The sequence below is a fragment of the Massilia jejuensis genome, assembly GCF_042656795.1.
Taxonomy (GTDB): Bacteria; Pseudomonadota; Gammaproteobacteria; order Burkholderiales; family Burkholderiaceae_D; genus Telluria; species Telluria jejuensis.
In genome coordinates this window covers 23,597-39,243 of record NZ_JBHSMS010000063.1, presented here as the reverse complement: position 1 = coordinate 39,243, position 15,647 = coordinate 23,597, and the positions used below count along the sequence as shown (strand labels likewise).

Sequence of the window (15,647 nt, the reverse complement as noted above, 5' to 3'; positions counted from 1 at the left end):
CGCTGGGCTCCTCATTGCTGTGCGCCGGCAGGCGGCGTGGTCCGTGCGCCGGCAGCCGCGACTTTGGCGACGGGCTTGCGGTCGATGACGGTGCGGTTGTTCTTGACCAGGTAGATCGAGGCCGCGCGCTGGATGTCGGCGGACGTGACGCCCTCGATCCAGCCCGGGATCTTGTTGACGACGTTGGCGTCGCCCCACAGGGTCTGCAGGCGGGCCAGGGTGTCGGCGCGGCTGATGAAGCTTTCCAGGCCGTTGTTCCAGTCCGCCAGCATGCGCGTCTTGACGCGCTTGAGGGTGGCGGCGTCGACGCCGTCCTTGACGATCCGGGCGATCTCTTCGTCGATGGCGGCCAGGATGGCGTCGGCATTCGTCGTCGGCTTGTACAACGCATATACGGTCAGGAGGGTCGGGCCGTTGTATTCCCACGGGCTGGTCAGTCCGAACAGCACGTCGGTATTGAGTGCCAGCTCGCGCCCCTTGACCAGGCCCTGGTACAGCACCGAGGCGTCGCCCCCGGCCAGCAGTTCGCCGAGGACGGCGATCGGCGCCTGGTCGCGGCTGCCGCGTTCCGGCACCTTCCAGGCCGCGGCCAGCGCCGGCACCTGGGCCAGCGGGTCGCTTTGCTCGATGCGCTTTTCCACCGTGTTGAGCGGTTCGGAGAAATCGCCGCCTTTCGGCACCGGGCGGGCGGCGATGCCGCCGAAGTATTTCTGGGCCAGCGCGAAGCCCTGGGCCGGGGTCACGTCGCCGGCGATCGCCAGCACCGCGTTGTTGGGGCCGTAGTAGTCGCGGTGGAAGGCGCGCACATCGTCCAGGCTGGCGTTCTCGAGGTCTTCGAAGCTGCCGTAGCCGTCATGGTTGTTTTCCCATTTCTGGAAGGCGTGCTGGCCGATGTCGATCCACATGAAGCCGCCGTAGGGCTGGTTCTTCACGTTCACGCGGATTTCTTCCTTGACCACGTCCTGCTGGTTCTTCAGCGTCGCGGCGTTGAAGTCGAGCGTCTTCATGCGGTCCGCTTCCAGCCACAGGATCGGTTCCAGCGCGGAGGCCGGCGCGGTCTCGATGTAGTTGGTGAAGTCGGCGCGGGTCGAGCCGTTGTTGCGGCCGCCGCCGCCGGTGATGGTCTTGTCGAACACGCCCTTCGGCGCGTTCGGCGTGCCCTGGAACATCAGGTGCTCGAACAGGTGGGCGAAGCCGGTGCGGTTCTTCGGCTCGAGCCGCATGCCGACGTGGTAGACGACCGAGACGCCGACGGTGGGCGAACTGCTGTCCGGGGTGACGATGACGGTCAGGCCGTTGTCGAGTTTCTTGGTGTGGACCGGCAAGTCCCACTTGTCGGAAGTCGCCGAAGGGGGAGCGGCGACAGCGACGGACATTGACAAGCCGAGCCCCGCCAGCAGGAGGGGAAGTTGGCGCATGCGCATTATTGACCTCAAAAATTGGCTGAGTCGAATGAAATTCGCTGCGCAAGGGCGCAAGCGAAGCATTTCATCTTAGCGCAAGGTCATGTTAGAAAGTAATTATTTTGCGTATGTATGTTGAGCGAACGCAAGGTCTTGAACCCGCCGATTGGTCGCCTGGCGCCCGAAATCGACAGTCCGTCGCAAACCGGCCGGGGCGGCGCAAGCACATCGCTATAGTGGCTGCATTGGTAGCGACTGGCAGCTTTCGCACCCGAACATCGATAGCATTACGGAGAAGACATGAGCAACTGTTTGAAGATCGGCCTCGCGGCCTTCGGACTGTTGGCGCTGGCAGGCCTGGCATCGGCCGCGCCGGACACCGTTACCGAGACCCGTCCGCTGGAGGCGCGCGTCGTGCGCATCAAGATCGACGGCATGGTCGACCTGCGCGTGCGCCAGGGCTATCCGGCTTCGCTGGTGCTCTCGGGCGACCCGCGCTGGCTTGCCAGCCTGACGACCGTGCAAAGCGGCGATACGGTCGTCATCGGCAGCGGGACGCACGAGATGCGCATGCAGCGCAAGAACGGCGCGCGCGCCGAGATCGTGCTGCCGAACCTGCGCGAAGTCAGTTCCGGGAGCGTGGGCACGACCGAGATCAGCGGCTTCAAGGGAGATGAGCTGGAACTGTCGCTCGACGGCGCCGGCTCGATGAACGCGAACGTCGACTTCCGCCTGATCAACGCCAGCCTGGGCGGCGTGGGCAGCATGAAGCTGGCCGGCATGAACAGCGAACGCATCATGCTCGACCTGCAGGGCGCGGGCTATGTGACGCTGCTGGGACGCAGCCAGTCCTTGCGCGCCGAACTGGCCGGGCTGGGCAGCCTGGACGCGCGCCAGTTCTCGGCCGATGCCGTCACGCTCGAACTGTCGGGCCTGGGCAACGCGACGATCACGGCGCACCAGAGCGCGAACCTGAACCTGTCGGGCATGGGCTCGGTCACGGTCTACGGCAAGCCGCTCAATCGCCGGGCCAGCATCGACGGCCTGGGCAAGGTCAACTGGAAGTAAGAACAGGTCCGAGACCGGCGAAGGCGCGCGGGAGACCGATCCACACATGGGGACAATGAAAAAATTTATCGTAGCGGTCGCGCTCGGGTTCGGCCTCGGCCTCGGCGGCACGGCGCAGGCGGGCTTCCCCGAGGCGGCGAGCGCGTACAACGCGCGCAACTATGCGCAAGCCATGCGCGAGGTGGCGCCGCTCGCGCACGCCGGCCACGCCGATGCCCAGCACCTGCTGGGCTTGATGTATTACATGGGCCGCGGCGTCGCGCGCGACTACAAGCAGGCCTTCGCCTGGCACCTGAAGGCTGCCCAGCAGGGCAAGGCCGACGCGCAGTATGTGGTCGGCGCCATGTACTACACGGGCAACGCCGTGCCGCAGGACCAGAAGCACGCCGTCACCTGGTTCAGGAAAGCGGCCGAGCAGGGCCACGGCGAAGCTCAGCACGCGCTCGGCCTGATGTACCGCTACCAGGTGGCGGGCGTGCCGGGCGACCCGGTGATCGCCTACATGCTGTGGAACCTGGCCGCGGCCAACGGCAACCAGAATGCCGGCAGCCAGCGTGCGGCGATCGCCAGGACGATGACGCAGGAACAGATCGAGGAAGCGCAGGCGCTGTCGCGCACCTGGAAGGTGGGGACGCCGCTGCCGGCGCAGTCGAGGACGGGCGGCGGGTGACGCCGGGCAGCGGGTTCGCCGGCAGCCGCCGCCGCGCGCGCTCCCGCACTGCGCATGGTTGCCGACCCCGCTTCATTGCATGTGCTCTTGCGGATCGGCCGGCAGCGGCTTGGCCGCGGCCGCCCCGGGCGAACCGAACAGCGCCAGCGGCACGGCATCGCCCATCGCCTGGTAGCCCAGGTCGTTCGGATGCAGATGGTCGCCGCTGTCATAGGCCGGCAGCAGGCGGCTCGGTCGCGCCGGGTCGCGCGTGGCGAGGTCGAAGTCGATCACGCCGTCGAACTCGCCGCTCGAACGGATCCAGTGGTTCACCGCCTGGCGCACCGCTTCCTTTTGCGGCGCGTAATAGGCGGCGCCCTCGAACGGCGTGAGCGTCGCGCCGAAGACGGCGATGCCCTTGGCGTGGGCGCGCGCGATCACCTGGCGGTAGCCGGCGATCAGTGCCGAAGGCGAAACCGGGTGCGCGTTCGGGCTGTTGCCGATGTCGTCAATGCCGATCATGAGCGTCATGTAGCGCACGCCGGCGGTGGCCGCCACGTCGCGGTCGAAGCGATCGAGGATGCGGCGTCCGGCCAGCGGGCCGGGGGAGTCGCCGAGCAGGCGGCTGCCGCCGATGCCGCGGTTCACCACGCCGGGGCGCGCGTCCAGGCCGGGCACCGGGTCGCGTACGGCGTGCAGGCGCCGCGCCAGCCAGGCGGGCCAGGCGTTGTCGGTATCGACCGTGCTGCGCGTGCCGCCGGTGATCGAGTCGCCCAGCGCCACGATGGCCGGCGCCGTGCTGTCGACGTCGACTCCGGTGAGGAAAGGCCAGGCCGTGAGCGTGCGCTGCACCGGCAGCGTGGCGGCGGCCGTGAAGTCGCCCGGCGGCGAGACGTAACTGGTCCGCAGGCCGCTGTCGTGGATCGTGCTGGCCTGCACCGTGCCCGGCAGGTAGAGGCTGACGGCCAGGTCGCCCAGGGCCGGGACGTTCAATTCCACCGGATCGGACAGCACCGGCGCGCCGGGCGCGATCGTGACCGACGCGTTGCCGCCGAAGGTGAGGGCGCGGTCGGTCCCGGGCGCGACGCCGGAACCGGCGCCGCGCACGCCGATGCGGGCGGCGCCGATCCGCAAGGGCGCGCTGCCGAACTCGTTGGACAGGCGGATGCGCACGCGGTTGCCGCCGATGCTGGTGTGGACGATCAGGCGCAGGGTCTGGTCGGCGAAGGTCTGCAGCCTGGCGGGCGCCGCCGGCCCGGCCGGGGCGGTGCCCCAGCTGCCGGTCCAGCCCTCGCTGTGCCAATGCCGGCCCCCGGCCGGCAGGCCGGGCAGGGCGAGCGCCAAGGCGAGCGCGCTACGCCGGGCCAGGCCGGACAGGGTGGACGAAATCGGTTGCATGACCGTGCTCCTCGCAAGAGTGGTGGGCTCATCTGCCCGGGCCCGCGTCCTTCAATCTATGCGGCGCGGGTGGGGCGGGCAAGGTGGTCGCGCACGCGTTCCTTGTGTTAGCGCTAGCGTTCGCTAAAAAGACGATGCGCCAAAGAATTTGTTTGCGCTCGAACATAACAGCAGGAAATACCTGCGCCGCCCGGCGATGAACGGAGGCGCTGGCGCTGACGTACAATTGTTGTTTTCTCAAGGGGGAGGCGAACCATGCGCGCAATCGAAATCACCCAGCCGGGCAAACCCGAGGTCTTGCAGATGTGCGAGCGGCCGCTGCCGGAACTGAAGGCCGGCGAAGTCCTGATCCGGGTGCATGCGGCCGGCATCAACCGGCCCGACGTGTTCCAGCGGCAGGGCAACTATCCGGTGCCGCCGGGCGCGTCCGACTTGCCGGGGCTGGAAGTGGCGGGCGAGATCGTCGACGGCGCCCTCGAAGGCAGCGGCTTTGCCAAAGGCGACCTGGTCTGCGCGCTGGTGCAGGGCGGCGGGTATGCCGAGTACTGCGCGGCGCCGGTGGCGCAATGCCTGCCGGTGCCCGCGGGTTTGAGCATGGTCGAAGCGGCCTCGCTGCCGGAAACCTTTTTCACCGTCTGGAGCAACGTGTTCGACCGTGCGTGCCTGTCCGAGGGCGAGACGCTGCTGGTGCAGGGCGGGACCTCGGGCATCGGCGTGACGGCCATCCAGCTGGCCACCGCGTTCGGGCACCGCGTGTTCGCCACCGCCGGCAACGACGACAAGTGCCGGGCCTGCGAGGCGCTCGGCGCCGAGCGCGGGATCAATTACCGGCAAGAGGATTTCGTCGCGGTCGTGAAGGAGCTCACTGCCGGCCGCGGCGTGGACGTGGTGCTCGACATGGTGGGCGGCGACTACGTGGCGCGCGAGATCGATTGCCTGGCGGACGACGGACGCATCGCCCTCATCGCGCTGCTGGGCGGGGCCAGGGCGAACGTCGACCTGGCGCAGGTGCTGCGCAGGCGCCTGACGATCAGCGGCTCGACCTTGCGGCCGCGGCCGGTCGCCTTCAAGGAGGCGGTCGCGCGCAAGCTGCGCGAGCGGGTGTGGCCGTTGCTGGAAGCGGGGAAGATCAAGCCGGTGATCTACCGGACCTTCCCGCTGGCGGCGGCGGCGCAGGCGCACGCGCTGATGGAGAGCAGCACGCATGTCGGCAAGATCGTCTTGCAGGTGGCGTAGCGCGCGCGGGCGTCGCCGGCGCCGCTTGCGTGGGGGCGGATGATCCGGATTGCCCCGACGTCTTTCCAACACGCACCCTCAGCCATCGTTTGACCGCCCCCGGAACGGCAGCTAGAATAGCGGGTTATTTGACTGTGGGGTAATATGCGTCCCAAACTCGTTGTAGGTAACTGGAAGATGAATGGCAGCCGTGCGCAGAACGCGACGCTGCTCGCCGGTATCGTGGAAGGTCTCGGCGGCGCGAAAGCGGCCGCGGCGGTGTGCGTGCCGGCGCCTTACCTGCAGCAATGCGCCGATGCGCTGGCGGGAACGCCGCTGGCCTGGGGCGCGCAGGACGTGTCGGAGCATGCGGGCGGCGCCTATACCGGCGAAGTCGCGGCCGCGATGCTGGCCGATTTCGCTTGCCGCTACGTGATCGTCGGCCACTCCGAACGGCGCGCCTACCATGGCGAGACGGACGAGCTGGTGGCGCGCAAGGCGCTGTCGGCGCTGGGCGCCGGCTTGACCCCGATCGTGTGCGTGGGCGAAACGCTCGCGCAGCGCGAAGCGGAGCAAACAAATGTTGTAGTCGGCAAACAAATGTCTGCCGTGCTGGCGCTGCTTGACGATGCCGCCCTGGCGCGTATCGTGGTCGCCTACGAACCTGTCTGGGCGATCGGCACCGGCAAGACGGCCACGCCGGCGATGGCGCAGGCAGTGCATGCGCAACTGCGCAGCCAGCTGCGCGAACGCAGCGCGGCGGCCGGCGAGCAGGTCGCCATCCTGTATGGCGGCAGCATGAAGCCGGACAATGCGGCCGAACTCCTGTCGCAGCCCGATATCGACGGCGGCCTGATCGGCGGCGCGGCGCTCAAGGCGGCCGACTTCCTGGCGATCGTCGACGCCGCCTAGGCCGGCCTTGAACTCTGAAATTTGCAACGTAGTTAAACTTGGAATGGAACTGTAATGAACGTGTTGTCCAATTTTGTGATTGTCGTGCAGGTCATTTCGGCGCTGGCCATCATCGCCCTGGTGCTGCTGCAGCACGGTAAGGGTGCCGACATGGGCGCCGCCTTCGGCTCCGGCGCCTCGGGCAGCCTGTTCGGCGCCAGCGGTTCCTCGAACTTCCTGTCGAAATCGACCGCGGTCGCGGCCGCGATCTTCTTCGCGTCAACGCTGTCGCTGGCCTACATGGGCAACAACCGCGGCCCGGGCGCGGCGCCGAGCGGCGGCGTGATGGAACGCATGGCGGCCCCGGCCAACGGCGTACCGGCCAACGCCGTCCCTGCGACGACCACCCCGGCCGACGCACCCGCGCCGACCGCGGGCGTGCCGGCGGCTCCGGCCGCCGACGTGCCGGTCGCGCCGGCGGCGACCGTGCCTGCTCCGGCAGCGGCCCCGGCCGCCCCGGCGCCGGCGCCGCAGAAGTAAGCATGCGATCGCAGCGGGCCGGCGCCTCCAGCCGGCCGCTGCCCGCGGCAGGGGTGTCACCGCCCCGGTATTGCCCCGGCAGCGCTCCAGCAGGGCGCTTATCCGGTTCTCGACGCTCCCGCGCTGTGTTTTCAAAGGCGCAACAAGGGAAAGTTTGAGAAAAACGCTATTTTTTCTTGCGATGCATCAATTTGAGCATTGAAAAAGGATGCTAAAGCAGGGTAGAATACTGGTCTCAGCCGACGTGGTGAAATTGGTAGACACGCTATCTTGAGGGGGTAGTGGCGCAAGCTGTGCGAGTTCGAGTCTCGCCGTCGGCACCAAGATACAGAAAAAGCCAGCAAGGGCAAACGAGCGATTGCTCTCATGCCTGAGCTGGCTTTTTCACGAGGATCAGTCGTACGGTCCTGGTGGCAGGTACGAGGCCAGGATTGCGCGATGCGGCGCTGCAGGCAATGCAGTGGTTTCATTAACCGATCGTTCAAATAGGCTCCATCGTGAACCTCGAAAATTACTTCCCCGTTCTCCTCTTTATCCTCATTGGCGTCGGTGTCGGCGTGGCACCCCAGGTGCTCGGATATCTGCTCGGGCCGCAGCGTCCCGACGCGGCAAAACTCTCCCCTTACGAATGCGGCTTCGAAGCCTTCGAAGACGCGCGCATGAAGTTCGACGTCCGCTACTATCTCGTCGCGATTCTCTTTATTTTGTTTGATCTGGAAACGGCATTCTTCTTCCCATGGGGCGTTTCCATGCGTGAACTGGGCTGGGCCGGCTTCGTCACGATGATGGTGTTTATCGCCGAGTTCGTCGTTGGGTTCTGGTACATCTGGAAGAAAGGTGCCCTTGATTGGGAATAAGCCATGGCTATTCATGAAGGCGTCTTAAACGAAGGTTTCATTACCACCACAGCCGATAAGCTGATCAACTGGGCGCGCACCGGGTCGATGTTCCCGATGACGTTCGGCCTGGCCTGCTGCGCGGTCGAGATGATGCATGTGGGCGCGGCCCGCTATGACCTCGACCGCTTCGGCATCGTGTTCCGTCCATCGCCGCGCCAGTCCGACGTGATGATCGTCGCCGGCACGCTGTGCAACAAGATGGCGCCGGCCCTGCGCAAGGTGTACGACCAGATGGCCGAGCCGCGCTGGGTCATCTCGATGGGTTCCTGCGCCAACGGCGGCGGCTACTACCATTATTCGTATTCGGTGGTGCGCGGCTGCGACCGCATCGTGCCGGTCGACGTGTACGTTCCAGGCTGCCCGCCGACGGCCGAGGCACTGCTGTACGGCATCATGCAGCTGCAGAACAAGATCAAGCGCACCAACACGATCGCGCGTTAATTAAAACTACAGCACTGCCGGAATCACCATGACGACAAAACTCGAAGTCCTCCAGCTCGCCCTGGAAAAAGCGCTGGGCGAGGGCGCTTCCATTTCGGCCGCGCTCGGCGAAGTGACCGTGGTGGTCAAGGCCGCCGACTACCTCCAGGCGATGCAGACCCTGCGCGACGACCCGGCCCTGCGCTTCGAAGAAATGATCGACCTGTGCGGCGTCGATTATTCCCAGTACGGCGAAGGCACCTGGGACGGCGCGCGCTATGCGGTGGTCGTGCACCTGCTGTCGCTGGCGAACAACTGGCGCGTGCGCGTGCGTACCTTCGCCCCCGACGACGAGATGCCGATCGTGCAGTCGATCACGCCGATCTGGCGCGCCGCCAACTGGTACGAGCGCGAAGCGTTCGACCTGTACGGCATCCTGTTCGACGGCCATGGCGACCTGCGCCGCATCTTGACCGACTACGGCTTCATCGGCCACCCGTTCCGCAAGGACTTCCCGATTTCGGGCTATGTCGAAATGCGCTACGACCCCGAGCAGAAGCGCGTGATCTACCAACCCGTGACGATCGAGCCGCGTGAAAACATTCCGCGCGTGATCCGCGAAGACACCTACGGGATGAAATAATGGCTGAGCTTAAGAATTACACCCTGAACTTCGGTCCGCAGCACCCGGCAGCGCACGGCGTGCTGCGCCTGGTCCTCGAACTCGACGGCGAAGTGATCCAGCGCGCCGACCCGCACATCGGCCTCCTGCACCGCGGTACCGAGAAGCTGTGCGAAACGCGCACCTACCTGCAGTCCGTGCCCTACATGGACCGGCTCGACTACGTCTCGATGATGTGCAACGAGCACGGCTACGTGCTGGCCGTGGAAAAGCTGCTCGGCATCGAGGCGCCCGTGCGCGCGCAGTACATCCGCGTCATGTTCGACGAGATCACGCGCCTGCTGAACCACCTGATGTGGCTGGGCGCGCACGCGCTCGACATCGGCGCGATGGGTCCGTTCCTGTATGCCTTCCGCGACCGCGAAGACCTGTTCGACGTCTACGAGGCGGTATCGGGCGCGCGCATGCACGCGGCCTACTACCGCCCGGGCGGTGTCTACCGCGACCTGCCGGACTCCATGCCGCGCCACAAGGAATCGATCATCCGCTCGAAAAAAGCGATCGATGCCCTGAACGAAGACCGCCAGGGTTCGGTGCTCGACTTCATCGAGTCGTTCACCAAGCGCTTCGACGGCTACGTGGACGAATACGAGACCCTCCTGACCGACAACCGGATCTGGAAGCAGCGCACGGTCGGCATCGGCGTCGTGTCGCCGGAAGACGCGAAGGCGATGGGCTTTACCGGCGCCATGCTGCGCGGTTCGGGCGTGGCCTGGGATTTGCGCAAGACGCAGCCGTATGCCGTGTACGACCAGCTCGACTTCGATATCCCGGTCGGCACCAACGGCGACTCCTACGACCGCTACCTGGTGCGCATGGAAGAGATGCGCCAGTCGAACCGCATCATCAAGCAGTGCATCGTCTGGCTGCGCGCGAACCAGGGTCCGGTGATGATCGACAACCACAAGATCGTTCCGCCTGCGCGCGAAGAAATGAAGTCGAACATGGAGTCCCTGATCCACCACTTCAAGCTGTTCACCGAAGGCTTCCACGTCCCGCCGGGCGAGGCCTATGCCGCGGTCGAGCACCCGAAGGGCGAGTTCGGCATCTACATCGTTTCCGACGGCGCCAACAAGCCCTACCGCCTGAAAATCCGCACGCCCGACTATGCGCACCTGCAGAGCCTGGACGAGATGGCACGCGGACACATGATCGCCGACGCGGTCACGATCATCGGTACCCAGGACATCGTTTTCGGCAGTATTGACAGGTGACGCTCACGTCCGATCAGTTCAAAGGCAGAATTATTATGTTGTTATCCGAGCAGTGCTACAAGAAAATCGACCGCGAGCTGGCCAAGTATCCGGCCGACCAGCGCCAGAGCGCCGTGATGGCCGCGCTGGCCCACGCCCAGGTCGAACTGGGTTGGCTGTCGCCCGACACCATGCAGGAAATCGCCGACTACATCGGCATGCCGGCCATCGCCGTGCAGGAAGTGGCGACCTTCTACAACATGTACAACACGCGTCCGGTCGGCAAGCACAAGATCACCGTGTGCACCAACCTGCCGTGCGCGCTGTCGGGCGGCGAGCGCGCCGCGCATCATCTCAAGCAAACCCTCGGCGTCGAGTTCCGCGGCACCACCGAAGACGGCCGGTTCACCCTGCTCGAAGGCGAGTGCATGGGCGCCTGCGGCGATGCGCCGGTCATGCTCGTGAATAACCACCGCATGTGCTCGTTCATGAGCAATGAAAAAATCGACGCCCTGGTTGGGGAATTGAAGGAACTGCCATGACCAGCCTGCACGACCGCCACATCAATCCGCTGATCCTGAAAGACTTGAACGGCGAAAACTGGCACCTCGAGGATTACGTCAAGCGCGGCGGCTATTCCGCACTGCGCCGCATTCTCGAGGGCGGCATCACCCAGGAACAGGTCATTGCCGACCTGAAAGCCTCGGGCCTGCGCGGCCGCGGCGGCGCCGGTTTTCCGACCGGCCTGAAGTGGAGCTTCATGCCGCGCCAGTTCCCCGGCCAGAAATACCTCGTCTGCAATACCGACGAAGGCGAGCCGGGCACGTTCAAGGACCGCGACATCATCCGCTACAACCCGCACGCGCTGATCGAAGGCATGGCCATCGGCGCCTACGCGATGGGCATCACCGTGGGCTACAACTACATCCACGGCGAGATCTTCCAGGAATACCTGCGCTTCGAGGAAGCGCTGGAAGAGGCGCGTGCCGCCGGCTTCCTGGGCGACAGGATCATGGGGTCGGAATTCAACTTCCAGCTGCATGCGGCCCACGGTTACGGCGCCTACATCTGCGGCGAAGAAACGGCCCTGCTCGAATCGCTCGAAGGCAAGAAGGGACAGCCGCGCTTCAAGCCTCCTTTCCCGGCCTCGTTCGGCCTGTACGGCAAACCGACGACGATCAACAACACCGAGACCTTTGCCGCCGTGCCGTTCATCATGAACGTCGGCCCCGAGAACTACATGGGCATGGGCAAGCCGAACAATGGCGGCACCAAGATCTTCTCGATCTCGGGCGACGTCGAGCGTCCGGGCAACTATGAAATCCCGCTCGGCACGCCGTTTGCCAAGCTGCTCGAGCTGGCCGGCGGCATGCGCGGCGGCAAGAAGATCAAGGCCGTCATTCCGGGCGGCTCGTCGGCGCCGGTGATCCGCGGCGAAGTCATGATGGAAACGGACATGGACTACGACTCGATCGCGAAAGCCGGCTCGATGCTCGGTTCGGGCGCCGTCATCGTCATGGACGAGACGCGCTGCATGGTCAAGTCGCTGCTGCGCCTGTCCTATTTCTATTACGAGGAATCCTGCGGCCAGTGCACGCCCTGCCGCGAAGGCACCGGCTGGCTGTACCGCATGGTCCACCGCATCGAACACGGCCAGGGCCGTCCGGACGACATCGAACTGCTGAACAACGTTGCGTTCAATATCAAGGGCCGCACCATCTGCGCACTCGGCGAAGCCGCCGCGATGCCGGTGGAAGCCATGATCAAGAACTTCCGTGAGGAATTCATTCATCACATCGAGCACAAGCAATGCTGCGTGCCCGCATACCTTTAAGCCAGGTCAGGTAACGATCAAATGGTTGAAATTGAATTAGACGGCAAAAAAGTCGAAGTCGCCCCGGGTTCCATGGTGATGGACGCCGCAAACAAACTCGGGACCTATATCCCGCACTTCTGCTATCACAAGAAATTGTCGATCGCCGCGAACTGCCGCATGTGCCTGGTCGAAGTGGAGAAGGCGCCTAAGCCGATGCCCGCCTGCGCCACGCCGGTGTCGCCGGGCATGATCGTGCGCACCCACAGCGACAAGGCGGTGCAGGCGCAGAAGTCGGTGATGGAATTCCTCCTGATTAACCACCCGCTCGATTGCCCGATCTGCGACCAGGGCGGCGAATGCCAGCTGCAAGACCTGGCCGTCGGTTACGGCAAGAGCAATTCGCGCTACAACGAAGAAAAGCGCGTGGTGGCGCCCAAGGAAGCCGGCCCGCTGATCTCGATGGAAGAGATGGCGCGCTGCATCCAGTGCACCCGTTGCGTGCGTTTCGGCCAGGAAGTGGCCGGCGTCATGGAATTCGGCATGCTGGGCCGCGGCGAACACTCCGAAATCACGACCTTCGTGGGCAAGACCGTCGACTCCGAAGTGTCGGGCAACATGATCGACCTGTGCCCGGTCGGCGCGCTCACCAGCAAGCCTTTCCGCTATACGGCGCGTCCGTGGGAACTGTCGCGCCGCAAGTCGGTGTCGCCGCACGACTCGCTCGGCACCAACCTGATCGTCCAGGTCAAGGGCGGCAAAGTGATGCGCGTGCTGCCGCTGGAAAACGAGAGCATCAACGAATGCTGGCTCTCGGACAAGGACCGCTTCTCCTACGAAGCGCTGGACAATGCCGAGCGCCTGATCAACCCGATGATCAAGCAGGGCGGCCAGTGGATCGAGGCCGACTGGCAGACGGCGCTCGAATACGTCGCGCACGGCCTGCGCAACATCCGCCACGAGCATGGCGCCGACAGCATCGCCGCCGTCGCCACCGCCCACTCGACGGTGGAAGAACTGCACCTGCTCAACAAGGCGATGCGCGCCTTCGGCGTCGAGAACGTCGACTTCCGCCTGCGCCAGAGCGACTTCGCCCTCGACGGCAGCGTGACCCCATGGCTGGGCATGCCGATCGCCGAACTGTCGAACCTGAAGCGTGCCTTCGTCATCGGCTCGTTCCTGCGCAAGGACCACCCGCTGGTCGCCACGCGCCTGCGCACGGCCGTCAAGGGCGGCGCCAAGCTGTCGATCCTGCACGGCACCGACGAAGACAACCTGATCCCGACCGCGAACAAGCTGATCGCCGCGCCGACCGACTGGCTCGCCGCCCTGTCGGAAATCGTCTCGGCCGTGGCCGCCGCCAAGAACGTCGCGGCGCCGGGCGGCTTCGAGCACGTCCAGGCCGGCGAGGTCGCCAAGGGCATCGCCGCTTCCCTGAGCGCGATCGACGCCGACCTGCCGGGCGCCGTGCTGCTCGGTAACTCGGTCACGCACCATCCGCAAGCGTCGCAGATCCACGCTTGCGCGCAATGGATCGCCGATGCGACCGGCGCCAGATTCGGCTATTTCGTCGAAGCGGCGAACACGGTCGGCGGCCACATCGTCGGCGCGACCACGCAGTCCGATTTGTTCGGCGTACCGAAGAAAGCGTACGTCCTGCTCAACGCCGAGCCGGAACTCGATGCCGCCAATCCGCAGCAGGCGGTGGCTGCCTTGCAGGGCGCCGAGATGGTCGTCGCCATGTCGCCGTTCAAGCACGGCTTCGACTACGCCGACGTGCTGCTGCCGATCGCGCCGTTCACCGAGACGGCCGGCACCTTCGTGAACTGCGAAGGCCGGGCGCAAAGCTTCAACGGCACCGTGAAACCGCTGGGCGAGACCCGTCCGGCCTGGAAAGTGCTGCGCGTGCTGGGCAACCTGCTCGGCCTGCAGGGCTTCGATTTCGACACCGCCGAAGCGATCCGCGACGAAGCGCTGGGCAAGGGCGTCACCGACCTGTCGGGCAAGCTGAACAACATCGGCAAGCTGGCACCCGGCGCGGCCGCCCGTTCGGAAGAGTCCGGCGCGCTGCAACGCATCGCCGACGTGCCGATCTATTTCGCCGACGCCATCGCGCGCCGTTCCGAGCCGCTGCTGCGCACGGCCGACGGCCAGCAGCCGCCGGCGCGCCTGCCGAAGGCGCTGGCCGAGCGCCTGGGCGTGAAGTCCGGCGACATGGTCAAGGTCACGCAGGGCAAGGGCAGCGCAGTGCTGGTCGCCGAGGTCGACGCGCGCCTGCCGGCGAACGTCGTGCGCGTGGCCGCCGCGCATCCGGCCACGGCCACGCTGGGCGCCATGTTCGGCACCATCAACGTAGAAAAAGCAGGGGAGGGCAAGTAATGGCAACGCCCGGTTATATCGATAGTTTTTACGAGTTTGGCGCGTCCAGCCCGATCGCCCCGGTCTGGCCGGTGATCTGGACCGTGATCAAGATCCTGTGCGTGCTGCTGCCGCTGATGGGCCTGGTCGCCTACGCCACGCTGTGGGAACGCAAGCTGATCGGCTGGATCCAGATCCGCGTCGGTCCGAACCGCGTCGGTCCGATGGGCCTGCTGCAGCCGATCGCCGACGCGCTCAAGCTGCTGCTCAAGGAAATCGTGATTCCGGCGAAAGCCACCACCAAGCTCTTCGTGCTCGGTCCGATCATGACGATCATGCCGGCCCTGGCCGCCTGGTCGGTCGTGCCTTTCGGCCCCGGCGCGGCGCTGGCCAACGTGAACGCCGGCCTGCTCCTGCTGCTGGCGATCACCTCGATCGAAGTCTACGGCATCATCATCGCCGGCTGGTCCTCGAACTCGAAGTACTCGTTCATGGGCGCGATGCGCGCCTCGGCCCAGATGATTTCGTACGAAATCCCGATGGGTTTCGTGATGGTCGTGGTGCTGATGGTCTCGGGCAGCCTGAACTTCTCGGACATCGTCGCCGGCCAGGCCGTCGGCATGGCCGCCTCGAACGGCTTGAACTTCCTGTCGTGGAACTGGCTGCCGCTGCTGCCGCTGTTCGTCATCTATTTCGTCTCCGGCCTGGCCGAGTGCAACCGCCACCCGTTCGACGTGGTGGAGGGCGAGTCGGAAATCGTCGCCGGCCACATGGTCGAGTATTCGGGCATGTCCTACGCGATGTTCATGCTGGCCGAATACGCCAACATGATCCTGATCGCCACCCTGGCATCGATCATGTTCCTGGGCGGCTGGCACGCGCCGTTCGCTTTCCTCGAATTCGGCGGCGCCTTCGGCGGCTTCTTCTGGCTGTTCGCGAAGATGTTCCTGCTGGTGTCCCTGATGATCTGGGTCCGCGGCACCTTCCCGCGTTACCGCTACGACCAGATCATGCGCCTGGGCTGGAAAGTGTTCATTCCGATCACGCTGGTGTGGCTGGTGCTGGTCGCCGGCGTCATGCAGACGTCCTGGAATATCTGGAAGTAAGAAAGCGCATTC

The 15,647-nt window shown here is 65.5% G+C and carries 15 protein-coding genes and 1 tRNA gene; 14 read left to right on the top strand and 2 right to left on the bottom strand.

The window, feature by feature from the left end:
- Window positions 1-11 precede the first annotated feature (11 nt).
- Entirely contained in the window at window positions 12-1,418 is a 1,407-nt protein-coding gene (locus tag ACFPOU_RS19295; RefSeq protein ID WP_379725055.1) for a M16 family metallopeptidase, read from the bottom strand.
- 285 nt (window positions 1,419-1,703) lie between these two features.
- Between ACFPOU_RS19295 and ACFPOU_RS19290 the strand changes: the two genes are divergently transcribed.
- On the top strand, window positions 1,704-2,471 hold the full coding sequence (locus tag ACFPOU_RS19290) for a GIN domain-containing protein (protein WP_379725052.1): 768 nt from the start codon (window positions 1,704-1,706) through the stop codon (window positions 2,469-2,471).
- 55 nt (window positions 2,472-2,526) lie between these two features.
- Window positions 2,527-3,141: a tetratricopeptide repeat protein gene (locus ACFPOU_RS19285; RefSeq protein WP_379725048.1), complete on the top strand. Its 615-nt coding sequence runs from the start codon at window positions 2,527-2,529 to the stop codon at window positions 3,139-3,141.
- Between the two features lie 72 nt (window positions 3,142-3,213).
- Here the strand turns inward: ACFPOU_RS19285 and ACFPOU_RS19280 are convergent, their stop codons facing one another.
- On the bottom strand, window positions 3,214-4,518 hold the full coding sequence (locus ACFPOU_RS19280; RefSeq protein WP_379725045.1) for an SGNH/GDSL hydrolase family protein: 1,305 nt from the start codon (window positions 4,516-4,518) through the stop codon (window positions 3,214-3,216).
- A gap of 255 nt (window positions 4,519-4,773) precedes the next feature.
- Between ACFPOU_RS19280 and ACFPOU_RS19275 the strand changes: the two genes are divergently transcribed.
- The 12 genes from ACFPOU_RS19275 (at window position 4,774) to nuoH (ending at window position 15,635) form a co-directional block, all read left to right on the top strand.
- The gene (locus tag ACFPOU_RS19275; RefSeq protein WP_379725042.1) at window positions 4,774-5,754 is read left to right on the top strand and encodes an NAD(P)H-quinone oxidoreductase; all 981 of its coding nucleotides are present in this window, start codon (window positions 4,774-4,776) and stop codon (window positions 5,752-5,754) included.
- A 144-nt stretch (window positions 5,755-5,898) separates the two neighbouring features.
- Window positions 5,899-6,645 (top strand): triose-phosphate isomerase, encoded by a 747-nt coding sequence (gene tpiA / locus ACFPOU_RS19270; RefSeq protein WP_379725039.1) that lies wholly within the window; start codon window positions 5,899-5,901, stop codon window positions 6,643-6,645.
- 54 nt (window positions 6,646-6,699) lie between these two features.
- The gene (secG, locus tag ACFPOU_RS19265; RefSeq protein WP_379725036.1) at window positions 6,700-7,164 is read left to right on the top strand and encodes a preprotein translocase subunit SecG; all 465 of its coding nucleotides are present in this window, start codon (window positions 6,700-6,702) and stop codon (window positions 7,162-7,164) included.
- A gap of 238 nt (window positions 7,165-7,402) precedes the next feature.
- Window positions 7,403-7,487 (top strand) — tRNA-Leu (locus ACFPOU_RS19260).
- Between the two features lie 174 nt (window positions 7,488-7,661).
- The gene (locus tag ACFPOU_RS19255) at window positions 7,662-8,021 is read left to right on the top strand and encodes an NADH-quinone oxidoreductase subunit A (RefSeq protein ID WP_379725033.1); all 360 of its coding nucleotides are present in this window, start codon (window positions 7,662-7,664) and stop codon (window positions 8,019-8,021) included.
- Window positions 8,022-8,024: 3 nt separating this feature from the next.
- Window positions 8,025-8,504, top strand: a complete 480-nt coding sequence (locus ACFPOU_RS19250) for a NuoB/complex I 20 kDa subunit family protein (RefSeq protein ID WP_056333529.1) — start codon at window positions 8,025-8,027, stop codon at window positions 8,502-8,504.
- A gap of 28 nt (window positions 8,505-8,532) precedes the next feature.
- Window positions 8,533-9,126 carry an NADH-quinone oxidoreductase subunit C gene (locus tag ACFPOU_RS19245; protein WP_379725030.1) on the top strand — a complete coding sequence of 198 codons (594 nt, stop codon included), beginning with the start codon at window positions 8,533-8,535 and terminating at the stop codon, window positions 9,124-9,126.
- Window positions 9,126-10,379, top strand: coding sequence for an NADH-quinone oxidoreductase subunit D (locus tag ACFPOU_RS19240; RefSeq protein WP_379725027.1), 1,254 nt, complete (start codon window positions 9,126-9,128; stop codon window positions 10,377-10,379). Before ACFPOU_RS19245 ends, ACFPOU_RS19240 begins: the two co-directional genes overlap by 1 nt.
- Before the next feature lie 35 nt (window positions 10,380-10,414).
- The gene (gene nuoE, locus ACFPOU_RS19235; RefSeq protein WP_379725024.1) at window positions 10,415-10,900 is read left to right on the top strand and encodes an NADH-quinone oxidoreductase subunit NuoE; all 486 of its coding nucleotides are present in this window, start codon (window positions 10,415-10,417) and stop codon (window positions 10,898-10,900) included.
- Window positions 10,897-12,192: an NADH-quinone oxidoreductase subunit NuoF gene (nuoF, locus tag ACFPOU_RS19230; RefSeq protein ID WP_379725021.1), complete on the top strand. Its 1,296-nt coding sequence runs from the start codon at window positions 10,897-10,899 to the stop codon at window positions 12,190-12,192. The genes nuoE and nuoF overlap by 4 nt, the downstream gene beginning before the upstream one ends.
- A 21-nt stretch (window positions 12,193-12,213) precedes the next feature.
- Complete coding sequence (gene nuoG, locus ACFPOU_RS19225; protein ID WP_379725018.1) at window positions 12,214-14,550, top strand: NADH-quinone oxidoreductase subunit NuoG; 2,337 nt, start codon at window positions 12,214-12,216, stop codon at window positions 14,548-14,550.
- Window positions 14,550-15,635, top strand: a complete 1,086-nt coding sequence (gene nuoH / locus ACFPOU_RS19220; RefSeq protein ID WP_379725015.1) for an NADH-quinone oxidoreductase subunit NuoH — start codon at window positions 14,550-14,552, stop codon at window positions 15,633-15,635. The genes nuoG and nuoH overlap by 1 nt, the downstream gene beginning before the upstream one ends.
- The last annotated feature ends 12 nt before the right edge of the window (window positions 15,636-15,647 follow it).

Coding starts and splice junctions, on each gene's coding strand:
- ACFPOU_RS19295 (WP_379725055.1), bottom strand. CDS start 1,418: ATGCGCCAACTTCCCCTCCTGCTGGCGGGGCTCGGCTTGTCAATGTCC.
- ACFPOU_RS19290 (WP_379725052.1), top strand. CDS start 1,704: ATGAGCAACTGTTTGAAGATCGGCCTCGCGGCCTTCGGACTGTTGGCG.
- ACFPOU_RS19285 (WP_379725048.1), top strand. CDS start 2,527: ATGAAAAAATTTATCGTAGCGGTCGCGCTCGGGTTCGGCCTCGGCCTC.
- ACFPOU_RS19280 (WP_379725045.1), bottom strand. CDS start 4,518: ATGCAACCGATTTCGTCCACCCTGTCCGGCCTGGCCCGGCGTAGCGCG.
- ACFPOU_RS19275 (WP_379725042.1), top strand. CDS start 4,774: ATGCGCGCAATCGAAATCACCCAGCCGGGCAAACCCGAGGTCTTGCAG.
- tpiA (WP_379725039.1), top strand. CDS start 5,899: ATGCGTCCCAAACTCGTTGTAGGTAACTGGAAGATGAATGGCAGCCGT.
- secG (WP_379725036.1), top strand. CDS start 6,700: ATGAACGTGTTGTCCAATTTTGTGATTGTCGTGCAGGTCATTTCGGCG.
- ACFPOU_RS19250 (WP_056333529.1), top strand. CDS start 8,025: ATGGCTATTCATGAAGGCGTCTTAAACGAAGGTTTCATTACCACCACA.
- ACFPOU_RS19245 (WP_379725030.1), top strand. CDS start 8,533: ATGACGACAAAACTCGAAGTCCTCCAGCTCGCCCTGGAAAAAGCGCTG.
- ACFPOU_RS19240 (WP_379725027.1), top strand. CDS start 9,126: ATGGCTGAGCTTAAGAATTACACCCTGAACTTCGGTCCGCAGCACCCG.
- nuoE (WP_379725024.1), top strand. CDS start 10,415: ATGTTGTTATCCGAGCAGTGCTACAAGAAAATCGACCGCGAGCTGGCC.
- nuoF (WP_379725021.1), top strand. CDS start 10,897: ATGACCAGCCTGCACGACCGCCACATCAATCCGCTGATCCTGAAAGAC.
- nuoG (WP_379725018.1), top strand. CDS start 12,214: ATGGTTGAAATTGAATTAGACGGCAAAAAAGTCGAAGTCGCCCCGGGT.
- nuoH (WP_379725015.1), top strand. CDS start 14,550: ATGGCAACGCCCGGTTATATCGATAGTTTTTACGAGTTTGGCGCGTCC.